This is a genomic window from Streptomyces sp. NPDC008086 (assembly GCF_042957325.1).
In the GTDB taxonomy this organism is placed as follows: Bacteria; Actinomycetota; Actinomycetes; order Streptomycetales; family Streptomycetaceae; genus Streptomyces.
The window spans coordinates 647827-669269 of sequence record NZ_JBIBIA010000003.1 but is presented as its reverse complement, the minus strand read 5'-3'; the positions used below and the strand labels follow the sequence as shown (position 1 = coordinate 669269).

19 protein-coding genes and 2 pseudogenes are annotated in these 21443 nt (G+C 70.8%); 15 read left to right on the top strand and 6 right to left on the bottom strand.

Annotated elements, in window-relative coordinates:
* Positions 1 to 16 precede the first annotated feature (16 nt).
* Positions 17 to 1516, bottom strand: coding sequence for an amino acid permease (locus tag ACFZBP_RS13225; protein WP_391412659.1), 1500 nt, complete (start codon positions 1514 to 1516; stop codon positions 17 to 19).
* Between the two features lie 296 nt (positions 1517 to 1812).
* On the opposite strand from ACFZBP_RS13225, the gene ACFZBP_RS13220 reads away from it, so the two are divergent.
* The 4 genes from ACFZBP_RS13220 to ACFZBP_RS13205 are packed head-to-tail and all read left to right on the top strand — an operon-like array spanning position 1813 to position 5099.
* Complete coding sequence (locus ACFZBP_RS13220) at positions 1813 to 2514, top strand: PAS domain-containing protein (protein ID WP_391412657.1); 702 nt, start codon at positions 1813 to 1815, stop codon at positions 2512 to 2514.
* Positions 2511 to 2948, top strand: a complete 438-nt coding sequence (locus tag ACFZBP_RS13215; RefSeq protein ID WP_391412655.1) for a Rid family hydrolase — start codon at positions 2511 to 2513, stop codon at positions 2946 to 2948. The genes ACFZBP_RS13220 and ACFZBP_RS13215 overlap by 4 nt, the downstream gene beginning before the upstream one ends.
* Positions 2932 to 3909 carry an NAD(P)-binding domain-containing protein gene (locus ACFZBP_RS13210; protein WP_391412653.1) on the top strand — a complete coding sequence of 326 codons (978 nt, stop codon included), beginning with the start codon at positions 2932 to 2934 and terminating at the stop codon, positions 3907 to 3909. The genes ACFZBP_RS13215 and ACFZBP_RS13210 overlap by 17 nt, the downstream gene beginning before the upstream one ends.
* Positions 3906 to 5099 carry an alanine racemase gene (locus ACFZBP_RS13205; protein ID WP_391412651.1) on the top strand — a complete coding sequence of 398 codons (1194 nt, stop codon included), beginning with the start codon at positions 3906 to 3908 and terminating at the stop codon, positions 5097 to 5099. Before ACFZBP_RS13210 ends, ACFZBP_RS13205 begins: the two co-directional genes overlap by 4 nt.
* A 342-nt stretch (positions 5100 to 5441) precedes the next feature.
* Here ACFZBP_RS13205 and ACFZBP_RS13200 read toward each other — a convergent pair whose 3' ends face one another.
* On the bottom strand, positions 5442 to 6596 hold the full coding sequence (locus ACFZBP_RS13200) for a tyrosine-type recombinase/integrase (RefSeq protein WP_391412649.1): 1155 nt from the start codon (positions 6594 to 6596) through the stop codon (positions 5442 to 5444).
* Between the two features lie 94 nt (positions 6597 to 6690).
* Between ACFZBP_RS13200 and ACFZBP_RS13195 the strand changes: the two are divergent.
* Positions 6691 to 6855 (top strand): annotated as a pseudogene (locus ACFZBP_RS13195) (pirin family protein); the annotation flags it as partial.
* 83 nt (positions 6856 to 6938) lie between these two features.
* On the opposite strand, the gene ACFZBP_RS13190 reads toward ACFZBP_RS13195, so the two are convergent.
* Complete coding sequence (locus ACFZBP_RS13190) at positions 6939 to 7859, bottom strand: zinc-binding dehydrogenase (protein ID WP_391412647.1); 921 nt, start codon at positions 7857 to 7859, stop codon at positions 6939 to 6941.
* 433 nt (positions 7860 to 8292) lie between these two features.
* Positions 8293 to 9537, bottom strand: a complete 1245-nt coding sequence (locus ACFZBP_RS13185) for an MFS transporter (protein ID WP_391412644.1) — start codon at positions 9535 to 9537, stop codon at positions 8293 to 8295.
* 90 nt (positions 9538 to 9627) lie between these two features.
* Between ACFZBP_RS13185 and ACFZBP_RS13180 the strand changes: the two genes are divergently transcribed.
* The 8 genes and pseudogenes from ACFZBP_RS13180 (at position 9628) to ACFZBP_RS13145 (ending at position 19580) form a co-directional block, all read left to right on the top strand.
* Positions 9628 to 10389: a DeoR/GlpR family DNA-binding transcription regulator gene (locus ACFZBP_RS13180; RefSeq protein WP_383442540.1), complete on the top strand. Its 762-nt coding sequence runs from the start codon at positions 9628 to 9630 to the stop codon at positions 10387 to 10389.
* Between the two features lie 234 nt (positions 10390 to 10623).
* A complete protein-coding gene (locus ACFZBP_RS13175) occupies positions 10624 to 11349 on the top strand; it encodes an SDR family NAD(P)-dependent oxidoreductase (protein ID WP_391412641.1) in 726 nt (241 codons plus the stop codon).
* Positions 11350 to 11477: 128 nt separating this feature from the next.
* The gene (locus ACFZBP_RS13170) at positions 11478 to 12731 is read left to right on the top strand and encodes a SpoIIE family protein phosphatase (protein WP_391412639.1); all 1254 of its coding nucleotides are present in this window, start codon (positions 11478 to 11480) and stop codon (positions 12729 to 12731) included.
* 262 nt (positions 12732 to 12993) lie between these two features.
* The gene (locus tag ACFZBP_RS13165; protein WP_383442549.1) at positions 12994 to 14196 is read left to right on the top strand and encodes a glutamate--cysteine ligase; all 1203 of its coding nucleotides are present in this window, start codon (positions 12994 to 12996) and stop codon (positions 14194 to 14196) included.
* Positions 14197 to 14346: 150 nt separating this feature from the next.
* Positions 14347 to 16131: an N-acetylglutaminylglutamine amidotransferase gene (locus ACFZBP_RS13160; protein ID WP_391412637.1), complete on the top strand. Its 1785-nt coding sequence runs from the start codon at positions 14347 to 14349 to the stop codon at positions 16129 to 16131.
* Positions 16104 to 18350 (top strand): prolyl oligopeptidase family serine peptidase, encoded by a 2247-nt coding sequence (locus ACFZBP_RS13155; protein ID WP_391412635.1) that lies wholly within the window; start codon positions 16104 to 16106, stop codon positions 18348 to 18350. Before ACFZBP_RS13160 ends, ACFZBP_RS13155 begins: the two co-directional genes overlap by 28 nt.
* A gap of 32 nt (positions 18351 to 18382) precedes the next feature.
* Positions 18383 to 19195: pseudogene (locus tag ACFZBP_RS13150) on the top strand (PP2C family protein-serine/threonine phosphatase); the annotation flags it as partial.
* Positions 19196 to 19259: 64 nt separating this feature from the next.
* Positions 19260 to 19580: a SpoIIE family protein phosphatase gene (locus ACFZBP_RS13145; RefSeq protein ID WP_391413030.1), complete on the top strand. Its 321-nt coding sequence runs from the start codon at positions 19260 to 19262 to the stop codon at positions 19578 to 19580.
* Positions 19581 to 19619: 39 nt separating this feature from the next.
* Here ACFZBP_RS13145 and ACFZBP_RS13140 read toward each other — a convergent pair whose 3' ends face one another.
* Together ACFZBP_RS13140 and ACFZBP_RS13135 are read right to left on the bottom strand one after the other, a co-directional pair.
* Positions 19620 to 19841 (bottom strand): DUF6480 family protein, encoded by a 222-nt coding sequence (locus ACFZBP_RS13140; protein WP_391412632.1) that lies wholly within the window; start codon positions 19839 to 19841, stop codon positions 19620 to 19622.
* Between the two features lie 34 nt (positions 19842 to 19875).
* Entirely contained in the window at positions 19876 to 20298 is a 423-nt protein-coding gene (locus ACFZBP_RS13135) for a CBS domain-containing protein (RefSeq protein ID WP_383442564.1), read from the bottom strand.
* 157 nt (positions 20299 to 20455) lie between these two features.
* Here ACFZBP_RS13135 and ACFZBP_RS13130 point away from each other — a divergent pair, with 157 nt between their 5' ends.
* The gene (locus tag ACFZBP_RS13130; protein ID WP_391412629.1) at positions 20456 to 20596 is read left to right on the top strand and encodes a hypothetical protein; all 141 of its coding nucleotides are present in this window, start codon (positions 20456 to 20458) and stop codon (positions 20594 to 20596) included.
* Positions 20597 to 20630: 34 nt separating this feature from the next.
* Positions 20631 to 21377 (top strand): SOS response-associated peptidase family protein, encoded by a 747-nt coding sequence (locus ACFZBP_RS13125; RefSeq protein WP_391412627.1) that lies wholly within the window; start codon positions 20631 to 20633, stop codon positions 21375 to 21377.
* The last annotated feature ends 66 nt before the right edge of the window (positions 21378 to 21443 follow it).

Below are 21443 nucleotides of genomic sequence, written 5' to 3'. Positions count from 1 at the left end.
GGCTCGTGGCCGGTGATCAGGCGGGCTCGGTCCCGTCGGGGGCGGCGTCCGTGCCGAGCGCGGAATGCGGTCCGTGTGCAGGGGGCAGAGTGGTGGTGGCGATGCGGTTCCTGATGCGGTACCAGCCGATGACCATGAGCACGCAGATGCCGAGGAACAGCAGGATGGTGGGCTTGCCGATGTCGTCGGCGAACCACATGCCGACGATGACCATGGTCAGGAACAGCACGGTGAGCAGGTTCACCCAGGGCGCGCCGGGCAACCGGAACGCAGGCCGGACCAGCAGTCCCTGCCGGGCGCGCCGGACGAACAACCAGTGGCTGACCATGATGGAGATCCAGGTGCCGGCGATCCCGATGCCCGCGAGGTTCATGACGATGTCGAACGCCTGTGAGGGACGGACATAGTTGATGACGACGCCGAGCACGCCGAGTCCGGCGGTGATCAGCACACCGGCGAAGGGCACCTGGTTGCGGTTGAGGCGGCCGGCGATCCTGGGGCCGCTGCCCGCGATGGCCATGGAACGCAGGGTGCGGCCGGTGGCGTAGAGGCCGGAGTTCATCGAGGACATCGCCGCGGTGATGACGACGAGGTTCATGGCACTGCCGATGCCCGGCAACCCGAGCGCGGAGAAGAACGTGACGAAGGGTGACTCGGACTTGCCGTATGCGGTCCAGGGCAGCACCAGGGTGAACAGGAGCACGGCGCCGACGTAGAAGATCGCGATACGCCAGAACGTGGAGTTGACGGCCTTGGGGATGACTTCCTCGGCCTTGTCGCTCTCACCGGCGGCCACGCCGACCATCTCGGTGCCGCCGAAAGCGAAGACCACGCCCAGGGCGAGGGTGATGGCGGGCAACCAACCTCGGGGGAACAAACCGCCGTTGTCGGTGATCAGGGCCGGCCCGGGACTGTGTCCGTCGACCTGGAACTGCAGGAGCACGACGGTGGACGCCACGACCATGAAGCCGACGATCGCGACGATCTTGATCATGGCGAACCAGAACTCGGTCTCGCCGAAGATCTTGACGCTGAGCATGTTCACCGCCACGACCAGCGCCAGGGAGATCAGGGCGAGGAGCCACTGGGGTACCGGCTTGAAGGCGTCCCAGTAGTGCAGGTACAGGGCGATGGCCGTGGTCTCGGCCATGACGCTGGCGCACCAGTCGATGAAGAACAGCCAGCCGGTGACGTAGGCGCCCTTCTCGCCCATGAACTCCCGTGCGTAGGAGACGAATGCGCCCGAGGACGGCCGGTAGACGGCCATCTCGCCCAGGGCTCGCATCATGAACCACGTGAACACGCCGCACACGGCGTAGACGAGGGCCAGGGCCGGCCCGCCCTGCGCGAGGCGCCCGCCGGCCCCGAGGAACAGACCCGTGCCGATGGAGCCGCCGATGGCGATCATCCGGATGTGCCGGGGGCGCAGCGCCTTGGCGTACCCGGCGTCGGCCTGGTCGAGGCTGCGAGGGCGGGGAGCCCGCTGGCCCTTGGATGGCTGTGGTGGCGTCGACACGGTCGACGCGGGCTCGTCAGCTGGCTGTTTCGGTGACCGGCCTGCCATCGCGCTGCCTCCATCGTGGTTGAACGGTGTCGATCGACAACCTGGAACTGGACGGGAACTCTAGAACTGGATAGAATGTCTGTCCATAGCTGGATGAAAGATCTAGATTGATTTCGATGGCCCGTGGCCCGTGGCCCGTGGCATGTGCATCGCATGCCTTCAGGGCGGACTGCCCGCAGAACACAAGGCGGGTAGTGGTGGGGAGCAAGATGAGCGGCAGCAACGACAGCGAGGGAAGGGATCGACCGATGTCCGTGAAGGGCGAAAACCGCGGCGGCCAGGACGATGCGCAGCTGCAGGGCGGGCCGGCGGCGGTGGCGGCAGAGGACGAGCATCTCCTCGCGGAGACCGAGAAGATCGCCGTCGCGCTGGGGCGCATGTTCCCCGGCCTGTGCGAGGTGGTCCTGCATGACCTGCGCGACCCGGCCCACGCCATCCGCGTCATCGAGAACAACCTGTCCGGTAGGCAGGTCGGCGACTCGGCCACCGAGCTGGGCCTAGCCCGCATCAAGGACCCCGACTACCCCAGCGTCATCCAGAACTACGCCAACCAGTTCCCCGACGGACGGCCCGCCAAGAGCACGTCGATCGGGATCAAGAACACGGCCGGGGAGTACATCGCCGCCCTGTGCCTGAACCTGGACGTATCGACGCTGTCGCCGGTCACCCTGTCCTTGTCCAACCTGGTGGCGACCGACCCCGAGAACCGCGACATCGAGCTGGAGACCCTGCGCGACCGCTCCCGCCGGGAACTGCGTGAGGTCATCGAGACGGCCGCCGCCGAACGCTCCACCACCCCCCGGGCCCTTCACAAGGACGTCAAGAAGGAGCTCGTACGCCGCCTGCACCAGGACGGCTACTTCGACACCCGCAACGGGGCCCAGACCATCGCCGACCTCCTCGGTATCTCCCGGGCCAGCGTCTACGCGTACACGAAAAGAGGACGATGACCACCCGTGAGAACACCATCCACAACTCCACATCAGGTATGGGCGGGGATACCTCGATAGCGACGTTCGACAGCGCGCAGCTGGTGCCGCCGGCGGGCCATTACTCGCACATCGCCACCCACCGTGGCGTGGCCTATATCTCCGGCCAGCTTCCCCTGGCGCCCGACGGAACCCGACTGGCCGGCGAGCCGTTCGAGGTCCAGGCCCGGCAGGTGCTGGACAACCTCGACGCCTGTCTGGTCACCGCCGGCTCCAGCCGGGAACGGCTGATCTCGGTCACCGTCCACGTGACCGACATCGCCAACTGGCCTCTCTTCGACCAGCTGTACCGTGCCTGGCTCGGCCCGGTCCGGCCCGCGCGGGCCGTCGCCGGTGCCAAGGAACTGCACTACGGCTCCGCAGTGGAGGTGCACGCAATTGCCGCCCTCGACTGAGCCCCAGGCCGCCCCGGGCGAGCTGAGAAGCGGACTGCGCTACGTTCCCGAGGAGCAGACCGCAGCCGTGATCAGCCACGAACTGGCACTCCAGGCCGCCAAAGAAGCCTTCGAGGCCACCGTCGGCTGCGCGGTGCTGGACACGCTGAACGTACACGGATCGGACCCGACGAACCGATACACCGTCAAACCGGCCGCCTCCTCCGCCCACGCAGGGCTGAAGATCGGCACCTACTGGCCCGCAAACGACCGCCACGGACTGCCCAGGCACCACTCCACGTTGCTGATCCTCGACCAGAGCATCGGCCGCATTGCCGCCGTGCTCGAGGCCGGCACCGCCAACGCCTACCGCACCGCTGCCGCCGACGCCCTGGCCGTCGACCTGCTCGCCCGCCCGGACGCACGAACACTCGCCGTCCTCGGCACCGGCCACCAGGCCGGCTACGACGTACGCGCCGTCGCCCGGGTCCGCCCCGTCGACGTGGTTCTGGCAGTCGGACGCGACCCGGACCGAACCCGGGCGTTCACGGACGCGCTCGCCAGTGACGGGATCCCCGCACGGCCCACAGCGGCCGAGGAAGCCGTCAGCAGCGCCGACATCATCATCACCGCGACCACCTCCACCACCGCCGACCCGGCCCTGTTCCAAGCAGATTGGGTCCGGCCCGGCACTCATGTGTCAGCCATGGGCGCTGACGCCCCCGGCAAACGCGAGCTGCCCGGCGAACTGCTGTCCCGCGCACAGCTTTTCTGCGACATAACCAGCCAGTCCCGCAGGATCGGTGAGTTGCAGCACGCCCCGGCTGACGCGCCCCTCACCCAACTCGGAGACGTGCTCACCGGGCGAGCGCCGGGCCGACGCACACCCCAGGACATCACCCTTTTCGACAGCTCGGGCATCGGCCTTCAGGACCTCTACCTGGGCCTGGCCCTCCTCGACCGACTGGACACCGCACCATGACCACGCCGCCCCCGCACCCCGCCCCGACCACCTCCGACACCGTGGGCGCACTCAGCCTGGTCGACCCGGACACCCCGTTCGCGGTGCTGGACACGGCCAAGGCCACGCACAACATCGCCAGGCTGGCCGACCACGTCAGGACACTGGGCGTCAGCCTGCGACCGCACCTCAAGACCGCCAAGTCCCTCGCCGTCGCCGCCCTGATCCACGGCGACACCCCCGGACCGATCACCGTCTCCACCCTGGCCGAGGCGGAAGCCTTCGCCGACGGCGGGTATACCGACATTCTCTATGCCGTCGGCATCGATCCGCACAAACTTCCGCGCGTCATCGCCCTGCTGCAACGCGGGATCACCCTCAGCGTTCTGCTGGACAGCACCGAACAGGCCCGCGCCGTGCGGGACGCCTCCGCCGCCGCCCGCACGCCCATCCCGGCCCTGATCGAGGTCGACTGCGACGGCCACCGCGGCGGCGTGACCCTCGAGGACCCCACGCTCCTCGAGATCGGCCGCATCCTCGCCGAGTCCGACAGCCTCGCAGGCGTCCTCGTCCACGCGGGCGAGTCCTACTTCGCCACCAGCCGCGCCGAACAGCGCAAGGCCGCCGACCACGAACGCGACGTCGCCGTCGCCGCCGCACAGCAGCTGCGCGAGGCCGGCCTACGCGTGGACACGGTCAGCGTCGGATCAACCCCGACCGCCCACGCCGCAACCGACCTCACCGGCGTCACCGAAGTCCGCGCCGGCAACTACGTCTTCTTCGACCTCGTCATGGCCGGCCTCGGCGTGTGCGACGTGGACGACCTCGCGCTGTCCGTCGTGGTCACCGTCATCGGTCACCGCCCCGAACACGGCTGGATCCTCACCGACGGCGGCTGGATGGCCATGTCCCGCGACCGAGGCACCGCCAACCAGCGTGTCGACCAGGGCTACGGGCTTGTAACCGACCTGAACGGAAACCCCGTCCCGCAGTTGCTCATGAGCGGTGCCAGCCAGGAACACGGCATCCTCTCCACCCGAGACGGATCCCCCCTTCCGGAGCTGCCCGTCGGCACCCGGCTGCGCGTCCTGCCGAACCACGCCTGCGCCACCGCCGCCCAGCATCACGGCTACCACGTCATCGACAGCAGCCGGGATACCACCAGCACGCCGGTGATCCAGGCCTACTGGGGGCGTGTCACGGGCTGGTGAGAACACCGGCGGCCAGCGCCGATGCTCTCACCACGAACTCGGTGCCGTACGCATCCGGCGTGCTCGGGCTCGGGCTCGGCGCGACCTGGATGCCCGGGACATGGGGTCTGTCAAATGAACGATTTACAGTCCCCCAGCGCGTCCCATGTCAATTGGCCTGTGGGAGTAGGAATGGTGCAGTGGTGGGCAAGGGCGGCCGAACAGGCAGCGAGGTCGCCGCGGCCTGAGCCCATTTCTACCAGTGGCGATGTCCAGTATGTGCGTGGCTCGTGCCGGAAGGGCCCGCAGCTTAAGAACGGCTGCGCTGAGCGCTCACTGCCTCTGGTCTCCTGCGGATGAGTCTCATGCTGCGAGGTTCGTGTTGAGGGTTTTGGCTGCTTTGCTGATGGAGCCGGGCATGAGGTGGCGGTAGATCTTGAAGGTGATCTCGATGGTTTTGTGGCCCATCCACTCGGCGACGTCGGTGATGGGGATGCCGTGGGTGAGGCAGTTGGAGGCGAAGAAGTGCCGCATGCCGTAGACGACCATCCCGTCGGGGATGTCGACCTGGCCGGCCTTCTTGATCCGCTGCCACTGGTTGGCGATGTGGTAGTGCGGGAATGTGCGGGCTGGGTCACCGGGGTGGCGCAGTAGGTAGCCGTCGACAGTGCCGTGTTTGGCAGCGTGCCATTCGATGGTCTGCCTCACCCGCGCCGGCAGGGGCACGTCCCGGTACTCGCCTGCCTTGCGGTGCTTGAGCCGCTCGTACTGGCAGGTGGTCCGGTTGACCTGTTCGGTGATGCGGTAGACGTCGTCGGCGACGATGTTGTTGAGGTTGACCGCGAACGCCTCACCGTTACGCATACCGCACCCGCTCATCAGATCGGCGACCAACAGGAAGCTGTCATCTCCGGCGGTGCGTATCTGACGCAGCTGCTCGGGCGATGGGATCACCACCCGCTTGGGGTCGTACTGCGGCGGCTTCACCCCGGCCACCGGGTTGTCGTCGAACAGCCCCAGCCGGTTCGCGTCCAGCAGGATCGCCTTCAGCTTGTCGAACGCGTTCGCCTGAGCGGCCAGGCCAACACCGTTGCGTTCCAGGGTCCGGATGAAGTCCTCGACGACCTTGTGGTCGAAGGTGTCCATCCGCCGGCTGCCCAGCAGCGGCAGCAGGTGAATGTTCAGCAGCGACTCCAGGTGCACCACCGACGCCGGCCCCAAATCCCGCTGCCCTGCCTTCCACTCGCCGGCGTACTCCCCGAACCGCATCGCCCCGTACTTTGCGACCCGCTCCGTCTTCGCTTGACCCCGCGGCGCAGCCTTCTTCTCGTTGTAGATGTCCGTCAAACGCGCGATGGCCTTGTCCTGGTTCGAAAACCCGGACTCCTTCACCTGCTTCCCCGCCGCCGACCGATACCGGATCTTGTACGGGTGAGAACACCTCGACCACCGCGACCGCGGATGCTCACACTCCTTGAAAAACGAACCCATCCCGCGAACCAGGGCAGTGGAACTCACGGTTGCAGACTCCTCCAGGACCGATGCTGACAGTTTGCTCACCGTCAGAGGTCCGGAACGCCGCTGACCTGCGCTAATACGCACAGGGTTCGCTATGTTCTGGAACTGGATCGGACGGACCCAGGAGGAGATCGAGCAGGCACGGCGGGACTGGATGGAAGGGGCGCGGTTCGGTGAGGTGAAGGGCTACGACGGTGATCCCCTGCCTGCCCCCGAGCTGCCGCCAGTGCCACTGAAGCCGCGCGGAAGGGTCCGTTGACCTGCGTAAATGGTCATCGCTCACCCGCTCCACCCGCACCTCGATCGCGGGAACCGTTCGGCAGGGCTGTGAACCCGGTCGGCTCAGTCCTCGGTGACGCGGATGATCGTCTTGCCGTGAGTCCGCTTGGCCGGTGTGAACGCGGCGACCGCTTCGGTGAGGGGTCGCACGTCACCGATGATCGGCTTGAGGCGTCCGTCGCGGACCCGTTGGGCGAGGTCGCTCAGGCGGACGCGGTCGGGTTCGACGACGAAGAAGACGGCGCGTCCGTCGCGGGGGTGGACGGTGACGGGCTCGGCGATGGTGACCAGAGTGCCCCCGGGGCGGACCAGAGCGGTGGAACGTTCCAGGATCTCGCCGCCGATCACGTCGAGCACCACGTCGACGTCGCCGATGTCCTCCAACTTCTCGGCCTGGAGGTCGACGAAGGCGTGGGCGCCCAGACCCAGTGCGGTGTCGCGGTCGGCGGCGCGTCCTGTGCTGATCACCTGGGCGCCAGCCGCGCGGGCCAGTTGCACGGCGATCGAGCCGACGCCGCCCGCGGCGCCGTGGACGAGGACGCTCTGCCCGGTCCGGAGGTGGGCGTGGTCGAACAGGGCCTGCCAGGCGGTGAGTCCGGAGATGGGCAGCGCGGCGGCCGTGACGTGGTCGACGTCGGCGGGGAGCGGGGCGAGGTTGCGGGCCTCGACCGCGGTGTACTGCGCCAGGGTGCCGTTACGGGCCCAGTCGGTGAGGCCGTACACGCGCTGCCCGATGGTCAGACCGGTGGTGCCGTAGCCGAGTTCGGTGACGACGCCGGACAGTTCGTGGCCAGGCACGCTCGGGGTCCGGTCGCGTCCGGCCCGGTCGGTCCAGGTGCCGGGCCAGTCCAGCTCGCCGGGCGTGAAGCCGGCGGCGTGGACATTCACGATCACGTCGTTCTCCGCGGCGTGCGGGTGCGGCAGCTCGGCGAGGGCCAGGCCGCTGGCACCGGCCTCGCGGTCCCGGACGGTGATGGCTTGCATGAGAGGTTCCTTCGAGGTGGGGGAGGTGGACGCCGGCTTGCGCCGCGGTGGTCACTTTCGACCTTAGGGTCCAGGCAGCCCAAGCGTGTGGGCTATTCCTTCCCGCTTCGATTGGGCCATTTGGGCATGTCTGGTTGGCCGAGGCCGGCTCCGGTGTCATGGGGGGCGGCGGGCGCGGCAGGGTGGCGCGTGGTTAGGGGCGGCTGCCAAACCGAGTCCGGCCGGGGCCAGCCCGCCAGCCCGCGCCGGTGTCCTCCCGCAGGTCTCAGCTGGCCTGCTCGACTCCGTACTGAACTGGGCCCGCATTGTCGGGCGGCGGGGCGACCTCGGCGCTGTCTCGCGGGGAGTCCACGGACGTGACCATGCGGTGGTCGACCCGGGGCGAGCCGTCGAGGCCGGTGAGCCGCAGCCGGGGCCCGTGCCGGATGAGCGGTCAGTGGTTGCTGGGTGCCCATTCGCTCACGTGGGTGTGGTCCTGTCCCGTGCGCAGGACGCCGCTGGCGACTGCTGTGGTCACGCACAGCAGGGTCAGCAGGACGAAGGCGTGGTTGAGGGGGACGAGGTGGGTCGACCAGCCGATGACGGCGGGGCCGGCGAGCATGCCGACGTAGCCGAGTCCGGCGACGCGGGAGACGTTGGCGCCGGCGGCCGCGGGGTCGGCGTGCCCGGCGGCGCTGAACAACTGCGGGACACAGCCGGACAGGCCCAGGCCGAACAGGGCCCAGCCTGTGAACGCGGCCCACATCCACGGGCCGACGGCCACGAGCGTGATGCCGACAGCCGCCGTGGCCGCGCCGTGGCGCAGGACCGCCATGGATCCGAACCGGGCGGCGAGGCGGTCGGCGAGCAGTCGGCCGGCGGTCATGGCCGCGGCGAAGGTGCCGTAGGCGAAAGCGGCCGTGCCGGCGGACGCTCCGAGGACGTCCTTGAGGTGCAGGGCGCTCCAGTCGTTGGCGGCGCCCTCGCACAACATGACCATCAGGGCGAGGACGGCGAGGAGCCAGACACGCCCGGTGGCGCCGCGACGCTTGGCGGCCGGTGACGCCTCGGTTCGCGCCCGCTCCCGCCCCCGCCCCTGTTCCCGTTCCTGTTCCGCGGGGTTGGTTTCGGCTGCTGCGGGGGCGGCCCTCAGCAGGGCACCTGCTGAGGCCAGGGCGATCACCATGCCCACGGCTCCCATGGCGGCCATGCCGGCGGCCGCACTCAGTCCGGCGCTCGCTGCGCCCGCTCCGGCGAGCGAGGCGAGGACGCCGCCGACGGAGAACGTCGCGTGGAAGCCCGACATGACGGGGCGGCCGTACGCCTTCTCCACGTGCACGGCGTGGACGTTCATGCTCACGTCCAGGCAGCCGTTGAAGAAGCCGAAGACGAGCAGCGCGCCCGCCAGCGTCCACGGGTCCCGGGCAAGGCCGGGCAGTACCAGTGCCGCGCCGCACAGCACCCCGCTGGCGGATACCACGACGCGCACCCCGAGGCCGTCGGTCAACCGCCCGGCCACCTGCATGCCGGTGAAGGCCCCGACACCCAGGAGTACCAGCAGGCCGCCCAGCGTCGCGTGGCTGATGTCCACGCGGTCCTCGATGGCGGGGATGTGCACCACCCAGGCGCCCATCAGGGTGCCGCACAGGACGAAGTAGACATAGGTCGCCACACGGGCGGCTCGAAGTGAACGTTCCATGCGGCTCACCGTAACGAACATGCAGCGTGTTCGAAAGTCGCTATAACGAACAGATGGCATGTTCGTTTCCTCGTGGTGTTCAATCGCGCTATGAGCAACACAGACCGGCACGGGCTGATCACGAAGACCGTCAGGGACTCCGGCGGCGCCACGGTCCAGGAGCTCGCTGAGCTCACGGGGGCCTCGGAGATGACGATCCGACGCGATCTCGACATCCTGGCCGCGCAGGGCGTACTCGAACGCGTCCGCGGCGGGGCGCGCACGTTGCTCCTCAGAGGCGAGGAGCCTCCTTTCGCGCTGCGCGCCCATGAATCCGTCGACGCCAAGCTCCGGATCGCGGCTGGGGTCTCCGCGCTCATCGCCGACGGCGAAAGCGTCCTGCTGGACAGCGGCACCACCTGCCTGGAGGTTGCCCGGCTGCTGCGCGAGCGGCCCGTCACCGTGATGCCCCTGTCCCTGCAAGCCATCCACCTGCTGGGCGAGACACCGGGCCCGGCTACGCTGATGGTGCCCGGTGGACAGCCTCGCGCGGCCGAGGGAGCCCTCACCGGTCCCCTCACCTTGGCGTCCCTGGCGGCTCTACGCTTCGACACCGCCGTAATCGGCTGCTGCGGGCTGAACGCGGCCGACGGCCTGACCGCCTACGACCTCGACGACGCCGCGGTGAAAAAGGCGGGGATCGCCTCCGCCCGCCGCGTGATCGTCGCCGCCGACGCCAGCAAGTTCGGCCACACCGCCTACGCCTACGTCGGCCCCTGCACCCTTGCGCACACCCTCGTCACGGACACCGCCGCACCCGCCGCCGAGACCACCGCACTCGAAGCTCTCGGCACCGTCGTGCGAAGCGTCTGAAGCGGGAGGCCTTCTTCTCGGCCCTCCTGCCATCGGACGGTTCTTCCGAGGGCTGTCTCGTGCACGGCCGACAGCTGGTCCCGCTGATGAAACCGTACTTCCGGCGACGTAGGCGCCGGTCCGGCACCTGCGTCACCGGTCCCCATGCGGTACGACGGATGACGTACAGGCAGCCGGCATCCGGCAATCGGAAGGAGACGCTTCCATGGGAGGAGCAGTCATGGCGGTGCGCTCGTGAGCCGCGTTCTGGTGACCGGCTCCGTGGACGGTCTGGGGCGGTTCGCGGCGGAGGCGCTGCTGTCCGCGGGCCATGGTGTGGTGGTGCATGCCCGGGACCAGGAGCGGGCGGCGGTGCTGCGTCCGCTGCTCGAACGGGGCGCGGACCTCGTCGTGGGCGACTTCGGCGAACGTGCCGCCGTACGGCGTGTCGCCGCCGAGCTGAACGACGCGGAGCCGCTCGACGCGGTCATCCACAACGCCGGAGTGTGGAGCGGGCCCGCGGTGATGCCGGTCAACGTCATCGCGCCGTACCTGCTCACGGCCCTGCTGAGCGGGCCGCGCCGACTGGTGTACCTGAGCAGCGGCTCGCACTTCGACGGACGGCCCTCGCTGGACCGGGTCGACTGGCGGGGTGAGCGCGCGGGCTCGTACGCCGACAGCAAGCTGTACGTCACGGCCCTCGCGGCCGCCGTCGCCCGGCTGCGGCCGGGGGTGCTCAGCAATGCCGTGGATCCGGGCTGGGTGCCCACCAGGATGGGCGGACCCCATGCGCCGGACGACCTCGAACTCGGCCATCGCACCCAGGAGTGGCTCGCCGTCGGCGACGAGCCCGAGGCCCTGACCACCGGCGGGTACTGGTACCACCGGCAGCGGACGCGGCCGCACCGGGCGGTCCACGACGAGGCGTTCCAGGACCGGCTGCTGCGGACGTTGGCCGCGGAGACGGGCACCGATCTCTGATGCGAGGAGGACGCGGCCGGGGCGGACCCTTCTGAGACCACGCTGAGCGGGTACCCGTGGCGTGCTGAGGAGCGGCCTGCGGAGGAGCGTCCTGCGCCGGTCCCGGCGGCGGACGGAGGTGGGCGGCGATGGAGCGGAGCGGCGAGGGCGGGCGACGGATGCTCGCCGATCTGCTGTACGCCAGCCACCTCATGCCGATCGAGTTGCTTCCGTCCAAGGCGGCCGAGTACGCGCGCGCCGCCGCCTTCGACGAGCTGCGGATCTACGTGGCCGACCTCCAGCGCACTTCGTTGCGTCTCCTTCCCGGGGCCGAGGCGGCGGACCAGGGGCACGAGCGGGAGCTGCACATCGAGGGGACGGTCGCGGGGCGGGCGTACCAGTACGGCCATGTCCTGGCCGCCGCGCCCTCGGGTGCCGCCGGGTCCGCTTGGTGGGTGCCGCTGCTGGACGGCACCGAGCGCATCGGGGTGCTGCGGGTGAGTGCCGCACATGACGACGCCGACACCCGCACGGACATGGAGGCGCTGGCGGCGCTGATCTCGCTGATCATCGTGAGTAAACGGGGCACCAGCGACACGCTGGCCAAGCTGGTGCGGGCGCAGCCCATGAGCGTGGCCGCGGAGATGCAGTGGAACCTCCTGCCGCCGCGCACCTACGCCGACGGGAGAGTGGCGATCTCCGCCTCCCTGGAACCCGCCTACGAGATCAGCGGCGACGTCTTCGAGTACGCCGTCGACGGCCCCCTGGTCCATCTGACGATCTTCGACGCGATGGGCCACGACACGGCCGCCGGACTGTCCGGCGCCCTCGCGCTGGGAGCCTGCCGCAACGCCCGCCGCCAGGGCGCCGACCTCCTGGGCAAGGCCGAGGCGGTGGAGGCCGCCCTGGTCGAGCAGTACGCCGGCGGACGCTATGTCACCGGTGTCCTCGCCACACTCGACACGCGCACCGGCGTCCTGGAATGGGTCAACCGCGGTCACCATCCGCCGATCGTCCTGCGCGACAACCGCTGGACCACGCACCTCGCCTGCCCGCCTGCCCATCCGATGGGCCTCGACCTCGGCGTGCCCGGCACGGTGTGCCAGGAGCACCTCCAGCCCGGCGACCGGATCGTCCTGTACACCGACGGCATCACCGAGGCACGCCGGCCCGGAGACCGGGAGTTCGGCCTGGAACGCTTCTGCGACTTCCTCATCCGGCACCACGCCGACGGACTGCCCGTCCCCGAGACGCTGCGCCGGCTCATCCACGCCGTTCTCGACTACCACGACGGCCGGCTCCAGGACGATGCCACCGTCCTGCTCTGTGAATGGATCGGCCCGCGGATGGAACCCGTCCGGACGGCGGCCGACCTGACCGGGCTGCCGCCGCGTCAGGGCTGATCCGGAGCGCGTCGACTGGCTGCTGCGCGGTCTCTCCTTCATCCTGGAGGCGACGATCGTCCACGAGCAGGGCCGTGGCCCCGAGGTCACGGCGGTCGGCCGACCCGTCCTGCTCATCTGTGAGGCAAGCGGCTCAAATGCGCAAATGGAGCTTACCTGTCCGAAAGGTGGGAACTCAGAAAGCACCACAAGCCGCCGCATCTCCCCCGGGGCCGGGCGATCCCCACCCCGCGGGCAGGCTCTCGGATCCCTAGGAGCGATCGTGACCGTGTGCATCGGAGTGGAGGAGGAGTTCCACGTCCTGGAGGTGGAGAGCGGCAGGCTCGTCCCGCGTGCCGACACGGTGCTGAGGCGGCTTCCCAGACGCACCTTCACGACCGAACTGCATCAGTGCACGGTGGAGTCCAACAGCGCGGTGCACGCATCCCTGCACGACCTGTACGCCGACCTCACCAGCACCCGAAGGCAACTCGACGCGGCCGCCTCCTCGCTGGGCCTCGCCGTGGTGGCCGCCGGTACGGCCCCCTTGGCGCCCGCCGCCCTGGCACACCTGACCGCCGGGGCCCGCTACCGGCACATGGCCGACGAGTACCGCAAGGTCGCCGACGAACAGCTCATCTGCGGCGCCCAGGTCCATGTGGACGTACCCGACCGCGACACCGCCGTCCGCGTCATGTGCGAGGTCTCGCCCTGGCTGCCCGTGCTGCTCGCCATATCCGCCAGCTCCCCCTTCTGGCAGGGCGCCGACACGGGATACGCGAGCTGGCGCACCCTGCTGTGGCAGCGCTGGCCCACCGCCGGGCCGGTCGGCTGCTACCCGAACGCGGCCGAGTACGACGCGGCCGTGGACGACCTCGTACGGGCCGGGGTCATCAGCGACGCCGGGATGATCTACTACGACGTCCGCCCCTCCGCCCATCTGCCGACGCTGGAACTGCGCACCTGCGACGCCTGCCCCCGGCCGGAGACCGTCGTCCTGATCGCCGGACTCTTCCGCGCCCTGGTCACCGAGGCCCGCGAGCGGCTGGGCGAGACCGGTTACCCCGGCTGCGCGGGCCGGCACGACTGGCTGCGCGGCGCGTCATGGCGAGCCGCCCGCTCCGGGCTCGAAGGCACCCTGGTGGACCCCGAGACCCACCAGGAGACGCCCGCCCACCAGGTCGTGCGCGAGCTGCTCCGCCGGCTGCGGCCCGCGCTGGAGACCCACGGGGACTGGGACGCCGTACGGGAGCTGACCGAGGCGGCCCTGGCGGACGGCAGCGCCGCCCAGCGCATCCGCCGGGCCGCGCAGAAAGAGGACCTGCTGGGCTGTGTCGACATGCTGATCGCCGAGACCCGCGGCGAACGCGGACACCGCAGGCCGGTACGGCGCCGCAACCACGACCGCGTGCTCGCACCGGTCGTCGTCACGCGCCGTTCGCGTGCCTCCGCCGACCCGGCCTCGCCGGACGGCATCGGAGGCTGAAGTGCCGGTGGACATCACCGGGGCACCCGGAAGGGGCTTCGTGCTGTCCCGCACCACCGCCCGGATCCGCGCGATCCCGGCAGGCGGACGCGGGCCGGCACTCCCGTGGCAATGCGTCGACGCAGAGGCGTGGAAGGGAGGCGGGCCGTCATGTGCGGTCTGACTGGGGAGATCCGATTCGACGGTCGGCGAGCCGACCGGGCGGCGGTCGGCCGGATGACCGACCGGCTCGCCGACCGTGGACCCGACGGCCAGGGCACCTGGGCACAGGGCCCGGTCGCGCTCGGCCACCGGCGACTGAAGATCATCGACCTCTCGGACCGCGGCGCCCAGCCCATGACCGACGCCCGCGCGGAGATCACCGGCGTCTTCAACGGCTGCGTGTACAACCATCCGGAGCTGCGCGAGGAACTGCGCGCCCTCGGGTACCGGTTCGAGTCGACCTCCGACACCGAAGTGGTGCTCAAGGCCTACCAGCAGTGGGGCACCGCCTGTGTGGAGCACTTCCTCGGCATGTTCGCCTTCGCGATCGTCGAGCACCGCACCGGCCGCGTCGTCCTCGCCCGGGACCGGCTCGGCATCAAGCCCCTGTACCTGGCGCGGACACCGGGCCGTCTGCGGTTCGCCTCGACACTCCCCGCACTCCTCGCCGCCGGGGACGTCGACACCTCACTCGACCCGGTGGCCCTCCACCAGTACCTGAGCTGGCACGCCACGGTCGCGGCGCCGCACACCGTTCTCAACGGCGTACGCAAGCTGCCGCCCGCCACCGTGCGGGTCGTCGAACCGGACGGCACCCACCGCGACCACTGCTACTGGCAGCCCTCCTACACCCGTCGGCCCGACCGCGCCGACATGGGCGCCGACGAATGGCGGGACGCCGTACTGGACGCCCTGCGCACCGCCGTACGCCGCAGGATGGTCTCCGACGTGGAGGTCGGGGTCCTGCTCTCCGGCGGCCTCGACTCCAGCCTGATCGTCGCGCTGCTGGCCGACGAGGGCCAGCGTGACCTGATGACGTTCAGCGTCGGGTTCGAGACGGAGGGCGGGGAGAAGGGCGACGAGTTCCGGTACTCGGACCTGGTGGCCCGCGAGTTCGGGACCGTCCACCGGCAGCTGATGGTGCCCTCCGACCGGGTGTCGACCGCCGTGGACGGGGCGGTCGCCGCGATGAGCGAACCGATGATCAGCCACGACGTGGTCGCCTTCTACCTGCTGTCCGAGCAGGTGTCCAAGGAGGTGAAGGTGGTCCAGTGCGGCCAGGGCGCCGACGAGGTCTTCGCCGGCTACCACTGGTACCCGCGGCTCGCCGAGGTCTCCCGCGAGGAGGAACCGGAGCGCTACGCCGCGACGTACTTCGACCGCTCGCACGCCGACCTCTCCCGGGTCCTGCGGCCGGACATGATCCCCCGCGAGGACGTCTCGAGCCGCTTCGTCGACCGGCACATGGCCGTACCCGGAGCGCAGAGCGCGCTGGACGCCGCCCTTCGGCTCGACACCCACGTCATGCTCGTCGACGACCCCGTCAAACGGGTCGACAACATGACCATGGCGTGGGGCCTGGAGGCCCGGGTGCCCTTCCTCGACCACGAACTGGTGGAGCTGGCGGCGGCCTGCCCGCCGGAACTGAAGCTGGCCGACGGCGGCAAGGGCGTACTGAAGGAGGCCGGCCGCAAGCTCCTGCCCCGTGAGATCGTCGACCGGCCCAAGGGCTACTTCCCGGTCCCGGCGATCCGCCACATGGCGGGCCCCGTACTGCAACGCGTGCGCACGGCACTCGAGGCACCGGAGGCCAGACGGCGCGGCCTGTTCCAGGAGTCGTACGTCGCCGAACTCCTCGCGGCACCCGACGAGCACCGGACCAGGCGCGGCGCCAACGCCCTGTGGCAGATTGCTTTGCTGGAGATATGGCTGCAGACCCACGGAATCAAGTGACCGAGGACGGGCAGACCTGGGCGGCACCCGCCCCCGCGCACGTGCTCACTCGTCCCGGGGCCCTCGATCCGCACCGCGCGCAGCCCCCGGACAGCCGGCCGGGGGACCTGCACGACACTGCCCGGGCCGCCCCGGAACCGGTGCCGCTGCCCGAGGCGGGCGGCCCGCGCGACGCCGTGACACGGCTGCGCGCCCACGGCTGCTGGTATCCCTCGGCCAACGCCGACGGCACCGAGACGGCCTTCATCTGCGACCGGGGCGGCGTGCCGCAACTGTGGGCCGGCTCCGTCGGCGGTGACGACGTACGGCTCCTCGACTCCTCGCCGGACCCCGTCAAGGAGGTGCTCTGGTCACCGGACGGCCGCTGGATCGCGTACACCACCGCGCCGGGCGGCGGCGAGCACACCCGCGTGCTGTGCGTGCGGCCCGACGGCTCCGGCCGGCGCCTCCTGGCCGGCTCCGACCCGGCCAGCTCCGCCTACCTCGGGTGCTGGGCGCACGACAGCTCGGCCGTCGCCGTCACCTTCGCGGCGCCGCCCGCCCCCCGGTTCGAGGTGCTCGCCGGGCACGCCGTGCCGGACACGGACGTCGAACCCGCCGACGGCCACCCCCTCGGCACCCGCTTCGCGGCCGACTGGGCCGACCGGGACGGTCATCCGACGCTCCTCGGCCCGGCCGCCCACGACGCGGCACCGGGCAGGGAGCCCGTCGGCACGGCCATCGACGTCGCGGCTCCCACGGCACCCGCGGTCCGGCCCGACGGAGGACTGTCGGTCTACCTGATCGACCCCGCCGGTCTGGCCTCCCCGGTACTGCTCACCACGGAGACCCACGCCGCCTCCCTGAGGCTGTGCGACCTCAGCCGCGACGGCGGCCTCGCGCTGCTGCGCCGGGGCCCGCGCGGCCGACGCGAGGCGGTCGTCAGGCGCATCGCCGACGCGGAGAACACCTTCACCCTGCCGGTCGCCGACGGCGACCCGTGGATCGGCCGGTTCTCCCCGGACGGGCGGACCCTGTGGCTGCGCAGCAACAACGCCCGGGAGTACGCGGCGCTCTTCGCGGTCGGCCTGGACGGCGACGGCGAGGCACGCGCCGTGTCGGTCGTCGCGGAACGACAGGGCAGCGACCTCGAACTCCTCGCCCTCGCCCACGACGGCCGCACCGCCGCCCTGTCCTGGAACGTCCAGGGAGCGAGCGAGCTGGAACTCCTGGAGACCTTTCCGACCCGGCGAGCCCCCGACCGCACCGGCCCCGCCCGGCCCGTCCCGCTGCCCCACGAGGTCGTCACCCGCATCACCGCCGCCGGCACCGGACGCCTGATGCTCGCCCTGTCCGGATCGCAACGCCGCCCCGGTATCTGGTGGGCCCGCGAAGGCGTGTCCATGCTCCGCACCCCCTGGTCCTCCCGGGACGAGGACGCCGTCCCGCCCGGCCGCCCGCCGGTTCGCCCCGTCCCGCTGCGGCTGACGGCGAGGGACGGGCTGCCCCTGAGCGGCTGGTACTACAGGGCGCCCGGCCGCGGCTACGACGAACCGGCCCCCTGTGTGATCCACCTGCACGGCGGACCCGAGGAACAGGAACGCCCGGTGTTCCACCCGCTCTACCACGAGCTGGTCGGCCGTGGCCTGGACGTCTTCGCCCCCGACGTGCGGGGCTCCCTCGGGCACGGCCGTTCCTTCGTCGACGCCGACCTGGGCTCCGGTCGCTTCGCGGCGTTCGACGACGTCGCCGACTGCGCGGGCCACGCCGTCATGGCGGGCCCGGCCGACCCCACGCGGCTGGCGGTGATGGGCCGTTCCTACGGCGGCTATCTGACGTTCGCCTCGGTCGTGTGGCACCCGGAGCTGTTCCGCACCGCGGTCGCCGTCTGCGGCATGTCGGACTTCCTCACCTTCTTCGCCGGTACGGAGCCCTGGATCGCGGAATCGGCGGCGCACAAGTACGGCCACCCGGAACGCGACCGGGAGCTGCTGAACGCCCTGTCGCCGATGAGCCGCATCGACGCGCTGCGCGTCCCCCTGCTCGCCGTCCACGGCGAACACGACACCAACGTGCCGCCGGGGGAGTCCCAGCAGTTCGTACGCGCCGCCCGGGAGCGGGGCATCGACGCCCAACTGCTCACCCTGCGCGACGAGGGCCACGACTTCCTGCGCGCGGAGAACCGGCGACTGTTCCGCCGGGCCGCCGCGGACTGGCTGGAGCGGCACCTCCACCTGTGAACCCGGACCGGCCGACGGGCCGCGCCGCCGGGATGTGCCAAGCCCTCTGCGGGGGCGTAGCGTCCTGGTATGGGCGGCGTGAGCGGTACGGGCGATCCGCCGACCAGATCATGCCCGCTTTCGGCGCCCAGGGCCTGGTGCTGTCCACGGCCGACGCCGGCCGGCTGCGGATCACCGGCCACCGCGGTTACCCCTCGGACACCATCAGACGCCTCGACGGACTGCCCTTCGACACGACCTTCACCCCGGCCGGTCAGGCCCTCGGCAGCGGCATCCCCGCGTTCTTCGCCGACCCGGAGGAGATGCGGCGCAGCTACCCCGAGGCGCCGGTGATCAGCGGAAAGCAGGCCTGGGCGTTCCTGCCCCTGATCATCTCCGGCCGGCCCGTGGGCGTCTGCATCCTGTCCTACGACAGCCCCCACGCGTTCCCCGCCGAGGAACGCGCCGTCATGACCTCCCTCGCCGGACTCATCGCCCAGGCCTTCGACCGCGCCCGCCTCTACGACACCAAACACGCCCTCGCCCACGGCCTCCAGCAGGCACTCCTGCCCCGCGGTCTGCCCCCGATCGCCGGACTGCGGGTCGCCGCCCGCTATCTGCCCGCCACCCGGGGCATGGAGATCGGCGGCGACTTCTACGACCTGATCCGGCTCGGCGACACCGCCGCCGCGGCCGTCATCGGCGACGTCCAGGGCCACAACGTCGCGGCCGCCGCCCTCATGGGCCAGGTGCGCACCGGGGTCCACGCCCACGCCACCCTGGGCACACCCCCCGACCAGGTCCTGCACCGCACCAACCGGCTCCTCACCGACCTCGGCCCCGACCTGTTCACCAGCTGCCTCTACGCCCACCTCGACTTCGCCCGCGGCCGCGCGACCCTCGCCAGCGCCGGCCACCCGCCCGCCCGTTCTGCGCCTCCCCGACGGGGCCGCCCGGCCCGTCGCCGTCCCGCCCGGCCCGCTGCTGGGCATCGACCCCGACGCCGTGTTCCCCGTGACCGAGATCCCGCTCACCACCGGGACGCTGCTCGTCCTCTACACCGACGGCCTCGTCGAAAGCCCGGGCACCGACCTCGACGACTCCATCGCCCAGATCGCCGACCGCGTCGCCGCCGCCGACGACCGGGACCTGGACCTGTTCATCGACACCCTGCTGGGCAAGGCAGCCACCACCGGGCAGCGCACCGACGACATCGCCCTGCTCGTACTCCAGCACGCATCGCGCCCCTGACGGCCAAGGGCGCGGTGCGTTTCGTCTGCCCGGGTGCCGCTACAGAGCCACCACCATGGCGATCAGCCCGACCGCCACCAGCACCACGACCAGCATGATCAGGGCGAGCGGCGCGGCTGCCCAGCCCCTGCGCAACTCGTTCTGCGGATAGGAGATACCGGCCGTGCTGTCCGACTCGGCGGGCGGGGTCTCACCAGGTGGTACGCCGCCGCCAGGTTCGAGACCCGGGGCTCGGGTCGGCTCGGGATCGGGGTTCGTCATGGCGCACCCTCCTCTCCGGACGGGTTGCCGCGGCTCACCTGTTGGGGCGCGCGGCACTGATGTCGCCGAGCGCGGAGCCGGGGTCGCGTTCGATGGCCAGGTCACCGATGGAGACGATGCCCACCGCGTGGTCTCCCTGGTCGACGACCGGTACCCGGCGAACGGAGTGCTCGCGCATCACCCGCACCGCGAGCCCCAGGTCGTCGTCGGGCTTCACCGTGACCAGGTCCTCGCTGCACGCCTCGGCGACGGTCGTGCGGTCCGGGTCCCCGCCCTCGGCCATGGCACGGACCACCAGGTCACGGTCGCTGACCAGACCGCGCAGATGCTCGCCCTCGGTGACCAGTACGGCACCGATGTCCTCGTCGCGCATCATGCGCGCCACCGTCTGCACCGAGGTCAGCGGTTCGACGGTCATCGGGTCGGTCGTCATGACATCGCGGACATGCTGAGTCATGGGAACGTCCCTCCGTGGAATGGGGCGGTGCCGCTCACCGCCGTGCGGCCACCGAGTACCCGTGGACCGCCTTCTCCCACGTGACCCGAGTGGGTGCCTCCCGCCACGCGCTCCGTCGGCCCGTCGCCTCCACGCCACAGAGACCGGACGTGAGCGGATGCTACGCGCGAGGGCGATCAGGAGAGCGTGCCGCGGCGTTCGCAACAACGCGCTGGTCACCGACGGGATGCAGCCGATCGGCCTGGGCGCCCATCTGACGTCGTCGGACTTCGCCGTCGACGTGACGGAGAACCTGTGAGGACCGGCGGACCCCGCCGTGGCACAGTGGCCCTATGTGCGGCCGCTACGCCTCCACCCGCAGCCCCCAGGACCTCGCCCAGCTGTTCCAGGTTGCCGAGTGGCATCCGGAGGAGACCCTGGCGCCGAGCTGGAACGTGGCGCCGACCGACGAGGTGTGGGCCGTACTGGAGCGCACCCCGCGCGGCGCCGACGAGGACGAACCGGCCAGGCGCCGGTTGCGGCCGCTGCGCTGGGGGCTGGTGCCCTCATGGGCGAAGGACGCCAAGATCGGCGCACGTCTGATCAACGCCCGGGTGGAGACCGTGCACGAGAAGCCCGCCTTCCGCCAGGCCTTCGTCAAACGCCGCTGCCTGCTGCCGGCCGACGGCTTCTACGAGTGGGACGAGGTCAAGGACCGCACGTCGGGCAAGGCCCGCAAGCAGCCGTACTTCATCCACCCGGAGGACGGGCGGGTCCTGGCCCTGGCCGGGCTGTACGAGTTCTGGCGCGATCCGGGGGTCAAGGACGCCGACGACCCCGCCGCCTGGTTGCTGACCTGCACCATCATCACCACCGAGGCCACCGACGCGGCCGGCCGCATCCACCCCCGTATGCCGCTCGCCCTCACCCCCGAGCACTACGACGCCTGGCTCGACCCCGACCACCGCTCCACCGACGACCTGCGCGCCCTGCTCACCCAGCCGGCCGACGGCCACCTGGACGCTCGCCCGGTCTCCCCGGCCGTGAACAGCGTCCGCAACAACGGCCCCCAGCTGCTGGACGAGGTGCCCGCCCCCTGACCTGGCCGAAGGTGAGTTCTCGGTAAGGGTTGCCCGTGGGGACGGCTCGAAAGACGCTTTTGACAT

Excerpts from the sequence above, each read along its gene's own strand:
- ACFZBP_RS13160 (WP_391412637.1), top strand. The coding sequence starts at position 14,347 with ATGTGCGGTCTGACTGGGGAGATCCGATTCGACGGTCGGCGAGCCGAC.
- ACFZBP_RS13130 (WP_391412629.1), top strand. The coding sequence starts at position 20,456 with ATGCTACGCGCGAGGGCGATCAGGAGAGCGTGCCGCGGCGTTCGCAAC.
- ACFZBP_RS13185 (WP_391412644.1), bottom strand. The coding sequence starts at position 9,537 with ATGGAACGTTCACTTCGAGCCGCCCGTGTGGCGACCTATGTCTACTTC.
- ACFZBP_RS13140 (WP_391412632.1), bottom strand. The coding sequence starts at position 19,841 with ATGACGAACCCCGATCCCGAGCCGACCCGAGCCCCGGGTCTCGAACCT.
- ACFZBP_RS13205 (WP_391412651.1), top strand. The coding sequence starts at position 3,906 with ATGACCACGCCGCCCCCGCACCCCGCCCCGACCACCTCCGACACCGTG.
- ACFZBP_RS13155 (WP_391412635.1), top strand. The coding sequence starts at position 16,104 with ATGGCTGCAGACCCACGGAATCAAGTGACCGAGGACGGGCAGACCTGG.
- ACFZBP_RS13170 (WP_391412639.1), top strand. The coding sequence starts at position 11,478 with ATGGAGCGGAGCGGCGAGGGCGGGCGACGGATGCTCGCCGATCTGCTG.
- ACFZBP_RS13180 (WP_383442540.1), top strand. The coding sequence starts at position 9,628 with ATGAGCAACACAGACCGGCACGGGCTGATCACGAAGACCGTCAGGGAC.
- ACFZBP_RS13190 (WP_391412647.1), bottom strand. The coding sequence starts at position 7,859 with ATGCAAGCCATCACCGTCCGGGACCGCGAGGCCGGTGCCAGCGGCCTG.
- ACFZBP_RS13125 (WP_391412627.1), top strand. The coding sequence starts at position 20,631 with ATGTGCGGCCGCTACGCCTCCACCCGCAGCCCCCAGGACCTCGCCCAG.
- ACFZBP_RS13215 (WP_391412655.1), top strand. The coding sequence starts at position 2,511 with ATGACCACCCGTGAGAACACCATCCACAACTCCACATCAGGTATGGGC.
- ACFZBP_RS13220 (WP_391412657.1), top strand. The coding sequence starts at position 1,813 with ATGTCCGTGAAGGGCGAAAACCGCGGCGGCCAGGACGATGCGCAGCTG.
- ACFZBP_RS13135 (WP_383442564.1), bottom strand. The coding sequence starts at position 20,298 with ATGACTCAGCATGTCCGCGATGTCATGACGACCGACCCGATGACCGTC.